Here is a 17,288-nt window from a genome sequence, read left to right on the forward strand (position 1 = left end):
ATTGGTGCCGTGTCAGGTCACGTGATCGACGGCGGGGAAAAGGAAAGCCATTTCAAATACCCCCGTCAACGGTTGAATGCGTACGACAGAACACATGCGAGCGTGGGTAGCCAAGCCAGGCCAACGGCGCAGCGTTGAGGGCGCTGTCCCATAGGGGTCCGCCGGTTCAAATCCGGTCCCACGCATCGCACAAGGCGGGATCGACCCGCCGACCGCGGAGGCAACCGCCGACGCGGCGATGCAGGTGATTCCCATCCGGGACATCACCCACGCACAACTTCTCCCGACACTACCCGATCAGCGGCGGCGACGCCGACGCCGACGAAGCGTTGACGTACGCTCGCCGCGAACGCCGCGTATGGTTCCGTTACACGCCGTCGTCGGCGTGGCGTCGCCGGGGCTGCTCGCCGTCGTGAGTATCGCCGCCCTCGGAACGGCGGTCCTCCTCGGCCTCGCCTTCGCCGCCTTCGTCCGACGGCGCTCGCGTCCGTATCTCCTGATCGTCGCCGCGTTCGCGGCGTTGCTCGGCCGGTCGGCCGTCGTCGTCGTCAGCGCACTCGGCTGGCTCTCGCCGACCAACCACCACTTCTTCGAACACGGTCTCGACGTGGTGCTGGTCGCGCTCGTCGTCGGCGCAGTGTACTACGCCCGGACCGTCCAGCGGGAGGTGTCGGCGTCGTGACGGCCCAGCGCGACCGTATCCACCAGTACGTCGCCGGCCACCCGGGAGTCCACTTCAACAAACTCGCGCGGGAACTCGACCTCGCGACGGGACAGCTCCAGTACCACCTCAAGAAACTCCGGCGGACCGACGACGTCGTCGCCGAGTCGCTGTACGGCCGGACCCACTACTACACGCCGGAGTACGACGACTGGGAGCGTGGCGCCGTCGCCGTGTTGCACCGCGAGACGGCGCGGGACGTGTTGCTCTACCTGATCGAGGCGGGACCGAGCGCGCCAGCCCCGGTCGCGTCGGACCTCGACATCGCCCGGAGTACGCTGGAGTGGCACCTCGATCACCTGATCGAGCAGAACCTCGTCGAGAAGCGGCGCGACGACCGGGGACACGTGACGCTCGCGCTGTCCCGCCCCGTCGAGACGGCGGAGCTACTCCGGCTGATCGAACCCACGGTCCCCGAACGGCTGGTCGACCGATTCACGCGACTGGTCGACAATCTCGTCGGCGAATAGTGTTCGCGTTCGAGAGCCGAACCACAATCCGCTTTGGCGGGAGTCCCTAACTACCGTAGAATGCCTCTCGACGGCAACGCAGACGGCCGCTCGCGCCGCGGGGTCCTGAAGGCCGCCGTCGCGCTCGGCAGCGCGAGCGCGCTCAGCGCGTGTCTCGACCGCACGAGCAACGATCCCGTGCCGACGGGCGATCCCGCGGCCAAACCCGCCCGACAGCACGCCTGGCGCGAGTACGTGCGCCACGACGACCACGGCAACACGCAGTTACCGAGCCACCAGATCCTCCTCTATCTGAGCCTCGATTCCGACGGCCCTCCTTCGGCCGACGACCGCGACGCCCTCGCCGCGACGCTCGACGCCCTCGACCGTGCGTACGCGTGGAGTCACGAGGGACTGCTCCACTCCATCGCCTACTCGCCGGCCTACTTCGACCGCTTCGACACGCCGTTGCCCGACGGAATCGACCTCCCCGAGCCGACGGCCCTCTCCCCGTTCGAATCGCCAACTCTCGACCGACAGGACGCAGTCCTCCACCTCGCCAGCGACCGCGCCGACGCCTTGCTGGAGGCAGACCGCGCTCTGCGGGGCGAGCGCGAGGCCGCGAACGGCGTCTCGGTGCCGACCCTGCCGCTGACCGTCGACTCCCGACGCACGGGCTTCGTCGGCGCCGGCCTGCCCGCGAACCATCAGGACGCGGCAGGGATTCCCGACTCCGAACCCGTCCCCGAGGCATCGCCACTGTTCATGGGTTTCAAGGCCGGCTTCCGCGGGAATCAGGCGACCGAGGACTACGTCACCATCGAATCCGGTCCCTTCGCCGGCGGCACGACGAAAGCCATCGCCAACCTCCGCCAGCGACTCGACGACTGGTACGAGGAGCAGTCCCACGAGGAGCGGGTGATGGAGATGTTCAGCCCCGGCTACGCCGAACAGGGGTTGGTCGAGGGCATCGGCGACAACCTCGGCGCCGACAGCAAGATCGATCAGTTCGTCGACGACCTCGAATCGGACGCCCGGGCGTACGGTCGGGTCGGCCACGCCCAGAAGGCTGCACGGGCGAACCGCGACGACGACGGCAACGTGCGACTGCTCCGGCGCCACTTCGAATCGACCGACGATATCGGCTCCGAGCAGAAGGTGGCGAGCCTTCACTTCCCCTCGCTCCAGCGTCGGATCACGGCCTTCGAGGAGGTTCGCCGAGCGATGAACGGCACCGATCTGACCGAGGTGACCCCCGCGATTCGCCAGCGGGTCAACAACGGCATTCTGGAGTACATCTTCGTGCGGCGCCGGGGCTACTTCCTCGTGCCGCCGCGCCGGCATCGTGCGTTCCCGACGCCCCGACCGGCGTGAACGGTTCGAGAACCGGACCAGAACCGGTTTGGACGGTGACCCCCGAACGAGGAACATGAAACGCCGCGGACTGCTTCGATCCCTTGCGCTCGCCGGTACGCTCCCCCTCGCCGGCTGTTCGACGCTCGTCGAGACGCGTGCGGCAGGCGTGCCGCCGGTGCCGGAGAACCGCCCCGACGGCATCTACCACCCGAGTCACGTCGAGGGAATGAAGATGGCTGGCACGGCGTCCAGCGGCGACTACGCGTTCGGCCTGTTCTACAGCTATCCGCACCGCTTCTGGAACGTCAACGGCGACAGCGTCTCGCTGACCGAAATCGAGGAAGACGACGCCGTTCACCTGATGGCGAGCGTCTGGGACCCCGAGACGGGGACGGTCCTGCCGGACACCGGCCTGTCGCTGGAAATCTACCGTGACGGCTCGCTGGTCTCACAGGAAGCCATCTACCCCATGCTCTCCCAGCCGATGGGCTTTCACTACGGCGCGAACTTCGGGCTGGAGGGCGAGGGCACCTACGACGTTCGACTGAGCGTCGGTGCGATGTCGACCCGGCGGACCGGTGCGTTCGCGGGTCGGTTCGGCGACCCGACGACCGCCGAGATACCCTTCGAGTACAGCGAGGCGGCGAAAAACGAGATTTCGTTCGAGGTGTTCGACGAGGAGGCGGCGACGCCGGGTGCCGTCGATCCCATGTCGATGGACGCGCTTCCGAACGCCTTCGCGCCGCTCGAATCCGATCTGCCGGGGCGTGTCCTCGGGTCGGCGATGAGCAACGACGCCAAACTCGTCGCTACCGCGTTGGAGACGCCGCCGGAGGGCGTCGAGGGCGACGGCCCCTATCTGGCCGTCTCGGCACGCACCCGGTACAACCGGATGGTGATTCCGGCGATGGCCCTCTCCGGGACGCTCACCCGCGACGGGGAGACGGTGTACGACGGCGAACTGGCGCGAACGCTCGACCCCGACCTCGGCTACCACTACGGCGCCGTCGTCGACGGGGTCGAGTCGGGCGACGAACTCACGCTGTCGGTGACCGTTCAGCCCCAGACCGCCCGGCACGAGGGGTACGAGACGGCCTTCGGCGGCCTCATGGACGGGATGCCCGACGTGACGATCTCAGTCGCCTGATACTGCCGACTGTACGTCAATTGCGATATGTCCCACCACGGGGTGACGATTATCGTGAAGCGGGTACAGCCGACAGTATGAACGACAAGGGATTTATCGGTCGACATCGTTACATCGTCTATGGCTGGTCCTCTCACCGACGCCCTCGCGTGGGCCGTCGTCGCCTCCTTTCTCGCCGGGACGGTCCTCCGGTGGCGAGGCAACGAGCACGCGCGCACGGTGATGATCGCAGCGTGGGGCGTCTTCGCAGTCTTCTGGGCGGCGCTCGTCCCGCACTTCGCGTTCGTCCAGAAGAGTTTCGTCGAGGGCTTCCTCTCGCTCGCCGCCGTCCCCGCCTCGCTGTACGTCGGCTACCTGCTCCATCAGGGCCGTGACTCGCTGTTCGTCCTCTCGCGGGCCATCGCCGTCATGGGCGTCGTCTACCTCCCCTTCGAGACGATTCCGGCGCTCACCATCGGTGGCCTCTCCCTGCCCTCTCCCCGCCACGTCCTCATCTCGCATACGACGGGCCAGACCGAGTGGGCGATGGAGTTGCTCGGGTACAATCCGACGCTCGTCGAGGGCGATCAGGGCTATCTCAACACGTTCAAGTTCGTCACCGACGGCGGGCACGTCATCCTGTTCTCCATCATCCTCGCGTGTACGGGACTGGGGAGCATCGCCATCTTCGTCGGCCTCATCGCCGCCGTCAAGGCACCGCTCGGCCGTAAACTCCGCGCGCTCGCCATCGCCGTCCCCGTCATCTACGTCCTCAACATCCTGCGGACGACGTTCATCGGCCTGATGTTCGGCAAGCAGTACATGCAGTGGTTCGTCGACGAGGTGCTGTTCCTGTTCGGCGGCACCGACCCCTACAAGGTGTCCTTCTACCTCTCCGACCGCGTGATCAGTCAGGTGCTCGCCGTCGTCGCCCTCGTCGGCGTCACGTATCTCGTGGTCCGGGAACTCCCCGAACTGCTGACCATCGTCGAGGACGTGCTCTACATCGTCACGCGCGAGGAGTACGACCTGCGTGAAGCGCTCGACCTGCCCGAACGGGGCGACGTTGGGCCGGGCGCCGACTAGCGAGTCCCGGTCGCCGTTTTCGGTCGCTGATAATCGTAGCACACCACTTTTATTCATCTGCTAAAAATCGGCCAGCTAACGCTCGGCGGAGCGGGAACAGACCATGTACGAGGAGACAGTGTCGACAGATGGACTAGTCGGAACGATCCGCACCCTCGTCGTCGACGACGAACCCGGGTTGGCGGACGTGGTCGCGACCCATCTCGAACGGGCGGACGAGCGCATCGAGGCCAAAACGGCAACCAGCGTGGACGAGGCGCTCGCGACGATTGCCGACACCGAGCTCGACTGCATCGTCAGCGACTACGAGATGCCCGGCCGCGACGGACTGGAACTACTCGACGCCGTCCGGACCGATCACCCCGATATCCCCTTCATCCTCTTTACCGGGAAAGGGTCAGAGAGCGTCGCCAGTCGAGCGTTCTCCGCCAGTGCGACGGATTACCTGCAGAAAGGCGGGACGAGCGATCAGTACGTGATGCTGGCCGACCGGGTGAGACAGTACGCCGAACGAGCGTGGGCCGACCGCCAGCGACGCCGTCACCTCGCGGCCATCGAGAGCGCCCACGAGGGGATCGCCATTCTCGACTCACACGAGCGGTTCCGCTACGTCAACGACGCGTACGCCGACCTCTACGGCTACACACCCGCGGAGATGGTCGGCGAGAAGTGTGACCTGACCTATCCCGACGAGGAGGAAGCGTTCGTCCGGGAGGAGATCCTCCCCACGGTCGAGGAGACGGGCGACTGGAGCGGCGAGACGACCGGCCGCCGCGCCGACGGGAGCACGTTCATCGCGGAACAGACCGTCTCCCGAACGGCCGGGGGCGACTTCGTCTGTACCGTCGTCGATATCACTGACTGGAAGCAACGGACGGAGGAACGGGACCGCTACCGGGCGCTCGTCGAGTCGCTGGACGACGCGGTCTACGTACTGGGGCCGGCGGGTCGGTTCCTCTACGTCAACGACGCGTTCGTCGACCTCGTGGACTACGACTACGAGACGATTCTCGGATCGACGCCCGACCTGATCAAAGACGAGGCGACCGTCGAACGGACGGAACGGCATCTGGGTCGTCTCCTCGCCGACGACGGCCCCGACAGCGTCACCTTCGAGATGGAGATCGAACCCAAAGAGGGTGAGCCGATCCCCTGTGAGGATCACATGGGCGTGTTGCCGTACGAGGGCGACCAGTTCCGGGGCTCGGTCGGCGTCCTCCGCGACGTGAGTGCCCGCGAGGAGCGCGACCGGGAACTCCGGGAACACCGCGCGCTCCTCGAACAGAGCCTCGACGCCCTCGACGACGTGTTCTTCGTCTTCGGGCGAGACGGCGAACTCGCCCGGTGGAACGACCGGCTCCCGGAGGTGACGGGGTACACCGACGTGGAACTAGACGGGATGTCTCCGGCCGAGTTCTTCCCCGACGATCATCGCGAGCGGATCGAGCGTGCCGTCGAGACGGTGTTCGAGACCGGACACACCGAGGTGCGTGCGGACTACCTGCTCAAAGACGGGACGCGCGTCCCCTACGAGTTCAAAGCGACGCGACTCGACGGGCCGGCCGGCGACGTGCTCGGTTTCGCGGGCATCGGACGCGACATCACCGAAACGCTGGAGTACGAACGCAGGCTGGAGCGGCAGAACGAGCGCCTCGAAGAGTTCGCGAGCGTTCTCAGCCACGACCTGCGCAATCCGCTCAACGTGGCCGAAGGACGGCTCGAAATCGCCCGCGAGGAGCGGGGGAGCGTCCACCTCGACGCCGTCTCGGAGGCTCACGATCGGATGGAGACGCTGATCGGCGAGCTGTTGACGCTCGCCCGCGAGGGCGACGAGGCGACCGATCTGCAGGCGGTGTCGGTCGGCGAGCAGGCGACGCGAAGCTGGGAGACGATGACGACGGACGAGGCGTCGCTCGTCGTCGAGGACGAACACACGGTCGAGGCGGACGAGAGCCGCCTCCAGCAGTTGTTCGAGAATTTATTTCGCAATAGCGTGGAGCATGGCTCCACGGACAGCGAGGGACACGGTCCCTCGGGCAGTCGGCCTCCGGCCGACGACAGCCGGGCGCAGTCCGGCGATTCGATCGAACACGGCTCCGAAGGCGTACAGGTCCGCGTCGGCACCCTCCCGGCGGAACGTGGGTTCTACGTCGCCGACGACGGCCCCGGCATTCCCGAGTCGGAGCGTGACCGGGTGTTCGAGAGCGGCTACTCGACCGGCGGCGACGGAATCGGTGCGGGACTGAGTATCGTGAAGCAGGTCGTCGACGCTCACGGCTGGACCGTGCGCGTGACCGAGAGCCGGGACGGCGGTGCGCGGATCGAAATCGTCGTCGATGGGACGTAACAGAGGGACGTCGAAACGGCAGATAGATGCGTCCTCTCAGACCGGGTCCACGAGGTCGGCCGGCGCGCCCGCGAGCGTCCGGAGCGCGTCGGCTTCGACGTGGTGGAGGTCGCCGGGGAGGACGAGGAGGTGCAACGGATCGCCGAACTCGTGGGTCGCGAGCGCGGAGAGACGGTCGGCGACGACGACGGGGTCGGGACTGCCCGCGCGGGCGACGGCGACGGCGAGACGGTCGGGCCACGCCGTCGCCAGCAGCCCAGCGGCCACGTCGGCGGTCATGTACGTCTCGCCCGCGTCGTCGCCGCGGCCGTCGTCGACCTTGATGTCGAGGTAGACGAGCGTGTGGAGACCGCGGTCGCGGTTCGCCTCGACGCTCTCGACGACCGACGCCGGCACGTCGCCACCGCCGTGCGCGCGAGGGAAGGGAAGCGTGACGGCCTTGCCGAAGCGGTAGTTCTGGAGGCCGGTGAGGCCGCTGGCGGCCTGTGCGGCCGAGACGCCGTGGACGACGCGGGTGTCGATGCCGCGCTCCACGGCCCGCAGGCGGAGGTCGACGTGTGTCGTCGAGATCATGGTGTCGCCGGCGGTGAGGAAGACGACGTCCTCGCTCTCGGCGGCGTCGAGGATCGGGTCGGGGTGTTGCTCGACGCCCGCGCGGTCGCGGACCTCGATGTCGATGCCGTGGTGGCGTTCGAGATTCTCGACCGTGGTGCCGACGAGACGGCTGGTGTAGAACTCCGCGAAGACGCGGTCGGCCGCGCGGAGGGCGTCCTGCCCCTCGACCGTGATCGACCGCTCGTCGTAGAGACCGAGACCGACGAAGGTGAGCATGGACGGGATACCGGGGCGACGAGTAAAAGCGAGGTGGTCGTGGACGGCGGCCGCACCAGTCGTCACTCGTCGGTGAGAGGCGAGGCGGGGACCCGTGCGCCGGGCCGGACGCACGGGTCGCGAGAGAATCGGGGGTGGGAGTCAGGTGCGTCTCGCGCGTGCCTGCCGCACGTCCGCGCCGTCGCGGACCAGATCCTCGCAGTTCGGACAGACGCGCGGTTCGGTCATGCCGGTCGGGGCGAACACTCGGACGTAGTCGTCAGTGACGAACGAACCACAGTTCTGGCAGCTCGGCATACGTTCGCATGAGTGACGTGAATTGATATGTACGTTACGGCCACCCACACTGCGGATCGTTGTAACTGGTCACCGGCAGCCGCAGACCACGGGGGCGGCGACTGCCGGTGATGACTTACAACGGTCCGTAACGCGGCGCCGGATGTGGCGTTTGAAGTGACCCGGGAGCCAACGCTCGCCCATGTACGACGCGATACTCGTCCCCACGGACGGCAGCGAGGGAGTCGACCGAACGCTCGAACACGCCCTCGAGATGGCGCGCAACCACGATGCGACGATTCACGCCCTCTACGTCGTCGACCGCCGGTTCGAACTCGCGGCCGACGAGGACCGCGAGGACCTGATCGAACAGTTGACCGAACGGGGCGAGGAGGCGGTTGCATCCATCGCCGACGCGGCCGGGGACGCCGGCGTCGACGTAGTGACGAGCGTCCGCGAGGGCATCCCGTACAAGACGATTCTCGGCTACGCCGAGGAGGCCGATATCGATGTGATCACGATGGGCACCCACGGCCGCACGGGGCGTGACCGCCTCGCCCACCTCGGGAGCGTCACCGACCGCGTCGTCGAGAACGCGACGGTGCCGGTGTTCGTCGTCAACATCGGCACCGACGAGTGACGGTCTACGCCCCGTCGCCGCGTTCCTGCGCGTCCACGACGGCCACGCCCGCGAGGTTGACGATGTCTTTCACCTCGTCGCCGCGCTGGAGGACGTGAACCGGCTTGTCCATCCCGACCAGCATCGGGCCGATGGCGTCCGCGCCGCCGAGCCGTTGCAAGAGTTTGTAGCCGATGTTGCCAGCTTCGAGGTTCGGGAAGATCAGCACGTTCGCCGGCTCCTCTAGCTCCGCGAAGTCGTAGGTCCCCTCCAGAATATCTTCCACTACTGCGGTGTCGGCCTGCATCTCGCCGTCGACCGGGAAGTCCGCCGCGGGGTCGTCGCGGAGCATCTCGGCCGCGCGCCGGGGTTTGCGCGTGCCCCGATTGTCGACGCTCCCGAAGTTGGAGTACGAGAGGAAGGCCGCGCGTGGATCGACGTTGAACCGACGGGCGAGTTCACCTGTATGCCGGCCGATTTCTGCCAACTCGGCCGCACCGGGGTCCTGATTCACCGTCGTGTCCGCGACGAAGATCACCCGATTCCGGAAGGTGAGCATGTAGACGCCAGCGGCGTAGTCGGCGTCCTCGGCCGTCCCGATCACCTGCAGCGGCGGACGAAGGGCGGACGGGTAGTGGTGGGTCAACCCCGTCAGGAGGGCGTCGGCGTCGCCCATCTCCACCATCACGCTCCCGAAGTAGTCCGTATCCGTGCGGACCAGATCCTCGGCCTCGACGCGGGTGATCCCCTTCCGCCGGCGCGCCTCGTAGAGGCGGTCCGCGTAGGCGTCGAGGCGGTCGGCTTCGGCGGGGTCGACGATGTCGGGGTCGAAGTCGAGGCCGAGATCAGCCACCCGACGCCGGATGGTGTCACGGTCGCCGAGGAGGACGGGCCTGGCGATTCCCTCCTCGACCATCTGCGAGGCGGCGCGGATGGTCTTTTCGTTCGTCCCTTCCGCGAGCGCGACCCGCTTGGGGTCCGTTTTGGCCTTGTTGAGGACGATCCGCATCATCTCGCGGTCCTTCCCCAGTCGCGCCTCCAGTTCCTCGACGTAGGCGTCGAGGTCGCGGTCGAGGCGGGCGACACCGGTGTCGACGGCCGCCCGGGCGACGGCGGGCGCCACCTGGAACAGCACGCGCGGGTCGAGCGCCTTGGGGATCAGGTACTCGGGGCCGTACTGGAGCGGTTCGTCGCCGTAGGCCTTCGCCACCGCGTCGGGCACGTCCTGACGGGCGAGATCCGCGAGCGCCCGGGCCGCCGCGACCTTCATCTCCTGGTTAATCTCCGTCGCCCGAACGTCGAGTGCCCCCCGGAAGATGAAGGGGAAACAGAGGACGTTGTTCACCTGATTCGGGAAATCCGAGCGGCCGGTGGCGGCGATGACGGTGTCGTCGCGGGCCGCCCGCGCCTCGTGGTAGCCGATTTCGGGTTCGGGGTTGGCCATCGCGAAGACGACGGGATCGCGGGCCATCGACCGCACCATCTCCCCATCGACGAGGCCGCCGACGGCGAGGCCGACGAACACGTCGGTGCCGGCCATCGCGTCGGCCAGGTCGCCATCCGGGCAGTCCTGCGCGAACGCCGCCTTGTAGTCGTTGACCTCGCCAGCGTCCGCGCGGGCCGTCGTGACGATACCCTCGCTATCGACCAGCGTGATGTTCTCGCGCGGGACGCCGAGCGAGACGTAGAAGTCGGCGGTGGCGATGGCGCTCGCGCCGGCGCCGGCGAAGGCCACTTCTAGGTCCGACAGCTCCTTGTCCACGATGTCGACGGCGTTGAGCAGGGCCGCCCCGGAGACGATGGCGGTACCGTGTTGGTCGTCGTGGTAGACGGGGATGTCCATCCGCTCGCGCAAGCGCTCCTCGATTTCGAAACACTCGGGCGCCTTGATGTCCTCGACGTGGATGCCGCCGAAGGAGGGTTCGGTCAGGGAGACGGCTTCCACGATGGCGTCCGGGTCGTCGGTGTCGAGTTCGAAGTCGAAGACGTCGATGTCGGCGAACCGCTTGAGCAGGACGCCCTTCCCCTCGATGACGGGTTTGGAGGCCTGCGCGCCGATGTCGCCGAGGCCGAGAACGGCCGACCCGTTCGACACCATGCCGACGAGGTTACCCTTCGAGGTGTAGGTGTAGGCGTCGGTGGAGTCCTCCGCGATGGCGCGACAGGGGGCCGCGACGCCCGGCGAGTAGGCGAGGCTCAGGTCGCGTTGCGTGCTGGTCGGTTTCGTCGTCTCGATGGCGACTTTCCCCGGCGGGTCGCGCCGGTGGTAGTCGAGTGCATCGTCGTCGAGTCCCATGCCGGCGTCTCGGCGTGTCGCCTGATAAAAGGTGACAGCGCATGCAGTAATTCGTGATAGATCAGCGTCACTCCGCCGCGAGCCACGTGCCCGCGAGGCCGGCCGCCCACTCGGGGCGACGCTCCCACGGGATATCCAGCGGGAGCGCGGTGACGACGGCCGTCCCGGCCCGGAGCCGGTAGGCGTAGATGGTGGTGCCGCTCGCGTCGTAGAAGACGCGCTCCCAGTCGCGGCCCGCGAGCGACGTGACGCCCTCGGAGCCGACGGCGTCGGTCGACTCGGTCGCCGCCTGCGCCGCGTCGACGGAGTCGAACTGCTCGACGTACACCGGCGAGGAGTCCCACCCCGCGCTGGCGGTGCCGACGAAGAGGGTCACGCCGGCCGTCCGGCCCTCGGATTTGATCGGGCCGAACAGGTTCGTCAGCGCCGGCTCGAAGTCGTCCAGTCGTTCCCGGTACGACGCCCCGTCGACGAGGAGGCCCACCCCGTCGGCGCCGTAGGCGTAGAGTTCGTTCAGTTCGGGTTCGTTCGTGTGATCACGGATCGGATGCGACGTGGGGTGTTCGTGGGCGTGCGTGAACACCCGGTGACCGCTCGGGAACTCGTGGGTGTGCTGGTCGACGCCATCGTTCGCCGTCGAGTCGTCGAGGTCGGGGTGGGCCCACGTCACGAAGTCGTCGTCCTCGCTCACGAGCGCGACGATGCGGTCGGTCGCACCGCTCGGGATCAGCATGTCGTAGAGAGGGCCGTAGATCGGACGGCGCGACAGTTCGTTCGAGATGAACTGGTTGGAGCGGACGCGCTGGTAGAACGACCGGGCTCGGGAGAGGGCGCTGTCCTGCAACTGGCGGTCGTCGCGGGCGACTCCGCGCTCGAAGTCACGGACGTAGACGTTGTTTCCGACGCGGAGCGCCGGCGCGACCTGAAAGTGGGGAGAGAGATTCGACTGGACGAAACTGGCGAGGTCGGTCGACGCCGAGCGGAAGGCCTGCACGTCCGCCTCGGTCCGGTCGTCGGCCGCCTGAATCTCCGTGATCGTGTCGTACACGTCGCCGACGGTGACCCGAAACTGGGTCATCGTCGGGCCGTACTGGGTGCGGAACCACTCGAACTCCGAGAAGATGTCCGCCGTCGCGGCGGCGAGGTCGGCGTTGGCGACGGGCGTCGGCGTCGGTGTCGCCGTCGGCGTCTCGGTCGCCGTCGGTTCCCCCGTGGTGGGCTCGGATGTCTGGGTCGCCGTCGCCGTCGCGCCCGATCCGCCGCTTTCAGGGTTCGCCTGTGTGCTGTCGGTGTCGCCGCCGAAACAGCCGCCGAGCAGGTTCGACTGGGCGAGCGCGACTGCCGCGAGGATGCCCCGCCGTGTGAAAGACATTCAGTGGAGAGGTGGAGGGGGGCACAATTAGCGCTTGTGGCCGTACTCTCGAGACTGATAACCACGGATGGTCGGAGTTGATCGACCGTCAACATCTTGAACCACGGTACCGTATCTCACGGCATGAACCTGCCATCGATGACGACACCGGAAGGACTGTTCGACTACCTGATGGCGTTCCTCCTGCTTGCCGCCGTCCTCGCGTACGCCATCCTGTACTTCGGCGGCGCGTGATAGGGTCGGGGAGGGCCAAATTCCGGGCAACGTTCATGACAGTGTACGCGAAACGGGGTGGTGGTGTCACACCAATGTCGACCGAAGACGTACTAGACCACCACCTCGACGCGTTCACTGCACAGGATCTCGACGAGTGTCTCGCCGACTACACCGACGACTCGATCGTCATCACCAACATGGGTGTGTTCCGAGGGCTCGACGAGATCGAGGGGCTGTTCGCCGGGCTGTTCGAGGAGTTCTCACAGGCGGGATCGACGATCGAACTCGACGAGAAGGTCATCGAGGACGAGTACGCCTACATCGTCTGGCACGGCGAGACGCCCGACAACGACTACGAGTTCTGTACTGACACGTTCGTCGTCGAGGACGGGACGATCCACCGGCAGACGTTCGGTGGCAAGATCGAGCCCAAGTAATCACACGCGGACGAACACGCGACCGTCGCTGTGGACGGTGACGGTGGCCTCCTCGACGTCGAACGTCACCTTCACCGCCACCGACGGATCGGAGACGAGGTTGTCGAGGGCGTCGGGATCGACGTAGTCGAACAGGGGTTCGATCTGCTCGTCGAGTGTCGCCTCCAGCGTCTCGGCGACGACGACGCTGGGGACGACTCCGTCGTCGTCGAAGCGCGCCACGTAGGCGTCGTGATCGTCGCTCCAAGAGACGCTGGACGCGCCCGCATCCGTATCGATCATCGGGCGATCACGCTCCGCGTCCGCTCACCCGGTCGGGCCAGCCGATCGGGAGGTACTGACACACCGGCATCTCGTGCAACTCGTGGCATAATACATACGAACATGGGGATAGGGACCAGTTCGTCGCGTCAATCGGACCTAGCCGTGGCGACAAAATAGACCTTTTGGCCCGGAGTCACTGGCGTATTCGAACTGGATCCGGAGTCTCAGGCCTCCAGTACCTCGATCAGGTTCCCTTCCGGGTCGCGGACGAAGCAGATACGCGTGCCGCTCTCGGTCGTTCGCGGCTCGCTCAGCGTCTCGACGCTCGAATCGAGGTCGGCGTAGAACGCGTCCAGGTCGTCGACGGCGAGGCCCAGATGTTTCGCGCCGGGCTGGTTCACGGCCGCGCCGGTCGCGTCGTCGCCTTCGGGGTCGTACTCGACGAGTTCGATCCGGGCACCGTCGAGGACGAAGTGGGCGAACCGGCCGGTCGCACCCTCGACGCCGACGCCGTCGGCGAACGCCTCGCCGGAGACGGTGAATCGATCTGGCGGGTCGAAATCGAAGGTGTCCCGGTAGAACTCGACCGCGCGGTCGAGGTCGGTCACGGTCACGCCGAAGTGGTGTGGAGCGAGTCGAGTCACGTGACTCCGGCGGACGGCCGTCGACAAAGCCACTTCGATCCGACACGCGGCCGTAGGCTTACTACCCCGCACCGTCACGTACGCGATATGACTTTCGTCGTGCCGTTTGACGGATCGGCGCTGGCCGAGACCGCACTGGTTCGGGCCGTCGAGTTCGGAACCGTTCTCGACGAACTGATCGTCGCAGTCAGCGTGATCCCGGAGGGCAACGCGTCGTACGCGCGGGACCACGGCTGGTTGGACGCGGGTGAGCCGTTCGACCGACAGACGGTGGTGGGGCGGCTCCACGAGGCCGTAACGGCCCACGCACCGAACGCGGAGTTCCGGTACGATACCGTCGGCCGGCGAGCCACGCCGGGGACGATAGCCAGTCGACTCCGGGAGCAGGCGAGGGACGTGGACGCGTCGATGGTGTTCGTCGGCAGCGAGAACGCCGGCCGCCTCGTCTCGTCGCTGAGTAGCGTCGGCAAAACCGTCGCCGCCGACGACGAGTACGACGTGGTCATCGTCCGCCACCGGCATCCCTCGAAGATCAGGCAGGTACACGACGCCTCGCCGTTCCGCGAGTCGAAATCCGATTTCTATCGGTGAGAAGGGCCGTCGTAACGGCCTTGTTGAAACCCTTGCTGAGAAACATAACGAGCGAGAGGCGCGAGGATGATGGATACCCCCGAAATCACAAGTGCTGGCTCGCCGTGCAGTAGCTCTCTCTCGAGACTACGGTCATCGCGAGATCCCATTCGCAGAAGGGACGGCAATTCATTTCTTAAGTAAAGGGAATTACTTGCAACGGTCCACATTCACCACGTCCATGTGTTCATCGAACGTGAGCCGGAGTATTTCGTCCTCCGAAGGAACCGAGATGCGGATACGAAGGGGGTCCTCCGAGAGCAATTCCTCCTCGAAATCGAGGAGGCGAGCACGTTGTTCGTACGTCGCCAGGTCGAACTCGATGCCGTGGTCGTAGAAGAACGCAACCACCGCCGGGTGCCGTGACGGGTAGAACAACGTCGGCATCCGCCATCGGTATTTACACCCCTCGCAGACGTGTGAGACGAGCATCCAGAAGATTGAACCACAGTTCTCGCAGAACTGGTACTCATCCCAATCCGGCTGGTGATCCCCGCAGATATCGACCGAGGTGACAGGCATCTCACCCGCACACTCGGGGCAAACCCCGTCTATTATCGAGGCTCGTCGATGAGCGCCCCAAATTCGGTCCGCCTCGTTGATCTCATTCGGCGTCCGATCCCGTAGTCCGGACGGCGGGAATTCGGACTTGCTGATCACGCCAGGTGGGAAAGACTCGACGCATCTCGCTTCGCAGTTGGTACATTCCAAGTAGCGCCACCCCTCCCGATAGCTCCACTCGGGTTGGCTCCCACAGTACCAACACGAGATATCTACCGCCACGGGTTCGACCTGTGGGTCGTCGATCGCCGTGCCGGAAAGTAGCATCCTGACCATTCGCTTGCCAGACTCCATCAGCTCGTAGCCGTCCTCTGTCCGCCGGACGAAGTTGTCCGCAAGCTTGTTCAAGTGGTAGTTGAGGCGACCCGGATCGTCGGCACCGAGGCGCTCGCGGAGTTCGGCGAACCGAATCGGTGTTTCGTCCGCCGGATCGTGTGCTTCCCAGAGGGTCTGTAATATCGCGACTCGGGTTTCGTCAGAGAGCAGCTGGAACGCCTTGTTTCCGGTGGCTGGGTCCGACAGCTCCGTCTCGCTCGGAGGTGGTGGGCTCATACTCGAAAGAGGGGAACGCCGGTAATGACCCTTCCCCACGATACCACACCTCAAGGACGAGTCCTCGGCGGGTAGCCGAGACGGACTCGCCCCACGAGGTAGCGAACGGGGCATCATACCTCACTCCACTTATAGAAACTCGGTTCGATCGACTTTCCTATAGAAATGTTGTTCTAATTATATTTATCCCGATGGCAGTGGATGGTGAAGCTGGAGGCCGACACCAGTGGCACAAGCACACAAACTCGATTGCGAAGCGGCGGCGGCCGAGTGCCGGTTCATCATCCAATCGGAAGACGAGGCCGAGGTGATCGAACTGGCCAAGCGACACATGTGGGACGTCCACGGCCAAGACTACACGGACGAAGAACTCCGCAGTAAACACCTGAAAATCGTATGAGGAAACGAAACAATGGCAACAGACACCCAAGCGGATCGAATTAACGAAGAGAAACTGAGCGAACTCGTGGAGACATCGCTCGTCGATCTCGGTGCGACGGTTCACGCGGCGCTCGCTGTCATCGGTGACGAACTCGGGCTGTACGTGGCACTCGATGACGCGGGACCGCTCACGTCCGCTGAGCTTGCCGAAACAACCGACACCGTCGAGCGGTACGTTCGCGAATGGCTGCGCTCACAGGCCGCCGGCGGGTACGTGACCTACGACCCCGAGACCGACCGCTACTCCCTCACCCCCGAACAGGCGCACATTCTGGCCAACGAGGAGAGCCCCGTGTTCATGCCGGGCGCATTCCAGCTGGTGGGGTCAGTGGCGAAGATCAGCCCGGAACTCAAGGAGGCCTTCCGAACGGGCGATGGCATCGGCTGGCATGAACACGACGACGACGTGTTCCACGGCACAGAACGCTTCTTCGGACCGTCCTACGGAGCCTTCCTCCTCGACTGGATCGCCGCGCTCGATGGCATCGATGCCAAGCTGAAAGCAGGCGGTAAGATTGTTGACGTGGGGTGTGGTCACGGCGCGCCGACGATCCGCATGGCCGAAGCATACCCCAACTCGACGGTCGTCGGCATCGACTACCACGAGGAATCAATCGAAGTGGCGCGTAAGCGGGCGGAAACAGCAGGCGTGTCCGACCGCGTCACCTTCGAAGTGGCAACCGCGAGGGAGTACTCCGGGACCGACTACGAACTCGTGACAATGTTCAATTGCTACCACGACATGGGCGATCCTGTCGGTGTGGCGGACCACGTCCGGGAAACGATCGGAGAGGATGGATCGTGGATGATCGTCGAACCGTATGCCGACGACCGGGTCGAAAACAACCTCACCCCGTTTGGCCGCCTTGGATACTCTATCTCGACGCTGGCCTGTACGCCAAATTCGCTCAGTCAGGATGTCGGGTACGGGCTTGGCGCCCAAGCGGGCGAGGACCAGACTCGTGAGGTCGTCACCGAAGGTGGGTTCACACGCTTCCGCCGAGCGGCCGAGACGCCTACCAGTCTCGTCTTCGAAGCGAAGCCGTAACCATCTCATTGGGAGT

At 65.8% G+C, this 17,288-nt stretch carries 18 protein-coding genes and 1 tRNA gene; 12 read left to right on the forward strand and 7 right to left on the reverse strand.

The genetic code is table 11. From position 1 onward, the window contains the following. Positions 1–100 precede the first annotated feature (100 nt). From DU502_RS12350 to DU502_RS12380, 7 genes are all read left to right on the forward strand, one after another. Positions 101–185, forward strand: a tRNA-Leu gene (locus tag DU502_RS12350). A gap of 173 nt (positions 186–358) precedes the next feature. Further along, complete coding sequence (locus DU502_RS12355; protein ID WP_121920530.1) at positions 359–682, forward strand: DUF7471 family protein; 324 nt, start codon at positions 359–361, stop codon at positions 680–682. Continuing rightward, a complete protein-coding gene (locus DU502_RS12360; RefSeq protein WP_121920529.1) occupies positions 679–1,191 on the forward strand; it encodes a winged helix-turn-helix transcriptional regulator in 513 nt (170 codons plus the stop codon). Before DU502_RS12355 ends, DU502_RS12360 begins: the two co-directional genes overlap by 4 nt. 60 nt (positions 1,192–1,251) lie before the next feature. Then, entirely contained in the window at positions 1,252–2,544 is a 1,293-nt protein-coding gene (locus DU502_RS12365) for a DUF7405 family protein (RefSeq protein WP_121920528.1), read from the forward strand. A gap of 55 nt (positions 2,545–2,599) precedes the next feature. Beyond that, the gene (locus tag DU502_RS12370; RefSeq protein ID WP_121920527.1) at positions 2,600–3,673 is read left to right on the forward strand and encodes an iron transporter; all 1,074 of its coding nucleotides are present in this window, start codon (positions 2,600–2,602) and stop codon (positions 3,671–3,673) included. Positions 3,674–3,793: 120 nt separating this feature from the next. Then, the gene (artA, locus tag DU502_RS12375; protein ID WP_121920526.1) at positions 3,794–4,738 is read left to right on the forward strand and encodes an archaeosortase A; all 945 of its coding nucleotides are present in this window, start codon (positions 3,794–3,796) and stop codon (positions 4,736–4,738) included. A 103-nt stretch (positions 4,739–4,841) separates the two neighbouring features. Beyond that, positions 4,842–7,085, forward strand: a complete 2,244-nt coding sequence (locus tag DU502_RS12380) for a PAS domain S-box protein (protein WP_121920525.1) — start codon at positions 4,842–4,844, stop codon at positions 7,083–7,085. Between the two features lie 36 nt (positions 7,086–7,121). Here the strand turns inward: DU502_RS12380 and dph5 are convergent, their stop codons facing one another. Together dph5 and DU502_RS18350 are read right to left on the reverse strand one after the other, a co-directional pair. Further along, positions 7,122–7,916, reverse strand: a complete 795-nt coding sequence (dph5, locus tag DU502_RS12385) for a diphthine synthase (RefSeq protein WP_121920524.1) — start codon at positions 7,914–7,916, stop codon at positions 7,122–7,124. A gap of 141 nt (positions 7,917–8,057) precedes the next feature. Next, positions 8,058–8,213, reverse strand: a complete 156-nt coding sequence (locus DU502_RS18350) for a DUF7563 family protein (RefSeq protein ID WP_166033678.1) — start codon at positions 8,211–8,213, stop codon at positions 8,058–8,060. A gap of 181 nt (positions 8,214–8,394) precedes the next feature. Here DU502_RS18350 and DU502_RS12390 point away from each other — a divergent pair, with 181 nt between their 5' ends. Continuing rightward, entirely contained in the window at positions 8,395–8,832 is a 438-nt protein-coding gene (locus DU502_RS12390; RefSeq protein ID WP_121920523.1) for a universal stress protein, read from the forward strand. A 4-nt stretch (positions 8,833–8,836) separates the two neighbouring features. Here the strand turns inward: DU502_RS12390 and DU502_RS12395 are convergent, their stop codons facing one another. Next, positions 8,837–11,107 (reverse strand): NADP-dependent malic enzyme, encoded by a 2,271-nt coding sequence (locus DU502_RS12395; RefSeq protein ID WP_121920522.1) that lies wholly within the window; start codon positions 11,105–11,107, stop codon positions 8,837–8,839. A 67-nt stretch (positions 11,108–11,174) separates the two neighbouring features. Next, the gene (locus DU502_RS12400) at positions 11,175–12,479 is read right to left on the reverse strand and encodes a hypothetical protein (RefSeq protein WP_121920521.1); all 1,305 of its coding nucleotides are present in this window, start codon (positions 12,477–12,479) and stop codon (positions 11,175–11,177) included. Between the two features lie 308 nt (positions 12,480–12,787). Here DU502_RS12400 and DU502_RS12405 point away from each other — a divergent pair, with 308 nt between their 5' ends. After that, positions 12,788–13,132 (forward strand): nuclear transport factor 2 family protein, encoded by a 345-nt coding sequence (locus DU502_RS12405; RefSeq protein ID WP_121920520.1) that lies wholly within the window; start codon positions 12,788–12,790, stop codon positions 13,130–13,132. On the opposite strand, the gene DU502_RS12410 is transcribed toward DU502_RS12405, so the two are convergent. After that, positions 13,133–13,414, reverse strand: a complete 282-nt coding sequence (locus DU502_RS12410) for a HalOD1 output domain-containing protein (RefSeq protein WP_121920519.1) — start codon at positions 13,412–13,414, stop codon at positions 13,133–13,135. Between the two features lie 206 nt (positions 13,415–13,620). After that, complete coding sequence (locus tag DU502_RS12415; protein ID WP_121920518.1) at positions 13,621–14,040, reverse strand: VOC family protein; 420 nt, start codon at positions 14,038–14,040, stop codon at positions 13,621–13,623. Between the two features lie 87 nt (positions 14,041–14,127). Here DU502_RS12415 and DU502_RS12420 point away from each other — a divergent pair, with 87 nt between their 5' ends. After that, positions 14,128–14,631, forward strand: a complete 504-nt coding sequence (locus DU502_RS12420; RefSeq protein ID WP_121920517.1) for a universal stress protein — start codon at positions 14,128–14,130, stop codon at positions 14,629–14,631. 189 nt (positions 14,632–14,820) lie between these two features. Here DU502_RS12420 and DU502_RS12425 read toward each other — a convergent pair whose 3' ends face one another. Then, positions 14,821–15,783 carry a winged helix-turn-helix domain-containing protein gene (locus DU502_RS12425; RefSeq protein ID WP_121920516.1) on the reverse strand — a complete coding sequence of 321 codons (963 nt, stop codon included), beginning with the start codon at positions 15,781–15,783 and terminating at the stop codon, positions 14,821–14,823. Between the two features lie 226 nt (positions 15,784–16,009). Here DU502_RS12425 and DU502_RS12430 point away from each other — a divergent pair, with 226 nt between their 5' ends. Both DU502_RS12430 and DU502_RS12435 read left to right on the forward strand, forming a co-directional pair. Beyond that, positions 16,010–16,183 (forward strand): DUF1059 domain-containing protein, encoded by a 174-nt coding sequence (locus DU502_RS12430; protein WP_121920515.1) that lies wholly within the window; start codon positions 16,010–16,012, stop codon positions 16,181–16,183. Between the two features lie 12 nt (positions 16,184–16,195). After that, on the forward strand, positions 16,196–17,272 hold the full coding sequence (locus DU502_RS12435; RefSeq protein WP_121920514.1) for a methyltransferase domain-containing protein: 1,077 nt from the start codon (positions 16,196–16,198) through the stop codon (positions 17,270–17,272). Positions 17,273–17,288: the final 16 nt, after the last annotated feature.

The organism is Haloplanus aerogenes (assembly GCF_003856835.1).
Taxonomy (GTDB): Archaea; Halobacteriota; Halobacteria; order Halobacteriales; family Haloferacaceae; genus Haloplanus; species Haloplanus aerogenes.

Excerpts from the sequence above, each read along its gene's own strand:
- DU502_RS12355 (WP_121920530.1), top strand. The coding sequence starts at position 359 with ATGGTTCCGTTACACGCCGTCGTCGGCGTGGCGTCGCCGGGGCTGCTC.
- DU502_RS12365 (WP_121920528.1), top strand. The coding sequence starts at position 1,252 with ATGCCTCTCGACGGCAACGCAGACGGCCGCTCGCGCCGCGGGGTCCTG.
- DU502_RS12370 (WP_121920527.1), top strand. The coding sequence starts at position 2,600 with ATGAAACGCCGCGGACTGCTTCGATCCCTTGCGCTCGCCGGTACGCTC.
- artA (WP_121920526.1), top strand. The coding sequence starts at position 3,794 with ATGGCTGGTCCTCTCACCGACGCCCTCGCGTGGGCCGTCGTCGCCTCC.
- DU502_RS12380 (WP_121920525.1), top strand. The coding sequence starts at position 4,842 with ATGTACGAGGAGACAGTGTCGACAGATGGACTAGTCGGAACGATCCGC.
- dph5 (WP_121920524.1), bottom strand. The coding sequence starts at position 7,916 with ATGCTCACCTTCGTCGGTCTCGGTCTCTACGACGAGCGGTCGATCACG.
- DU502_RS18350 (WP_166033678.1), bottom strand. The coding sequence starts at position 8,213 with ATGCCGAGCTGCCAGAACTGTGGTTCGTTCGTCACTGACGACTACGTC.
- DU502_RS12390 (WP_121920523.1), top strand. The coding sequence starts at position 8,395 with ATGTACGACGCGATACTCGTCCCCACGGACGGCAGCGAGGGAGTCGAC.
- DU502_RS12395 (WP_121920522.1), bottom strand. The coding sequence starts at position 11,107 with ATGGGACTCGACGACGATGCACTCGACTACCACCGGCGCGACCCGCCG.
- DU502_RS12400 (WP_121920521.1), bottom strand. The coding sequence starts at position 12,479 with ATGTCTTTCACACGGCGGGGCATCCTCGCGGCAGTCGCGCTCGCCCAG.
- DU502_RS12405 (WP_121920520.1), top strand. The coding sequence starts at position 12,788 with ATGTCGACCGAAGACGTACTAGACCACCACCTCGACGCGTTCACTGCA.
- DU502_RS12410 (WP_121920519.1), bottom strand. The coding sequence starts at position 13,414 with ATGATCGATACGGATGCGGGCGCGTCCAGCGTCTCTTGGAGCGACGAT.
- DU502_RS12420 (WP_121920517.1), top strand. The coding sequence starts at position 14,128 with ATGACTTTCGTCGTGCCGTTTGACGGATCGGCGCTGGCCGAGACCGCA.
- DU502_RS12425 (WP_121920516.1), bottom strand. The coding sequence starts at position 15,783 with ATGAGCCCACCACCTCCGAGCGAGACGGAGCTGTCGGACCCAGCCACC.
- DU502_RS12435 (WP_121920514.1), top strand. The coding sequence starts at position 16,196 with ATGGCAACAGACACCCAAGCGGATCGAATTAACGAAGAGAAACTGAGC.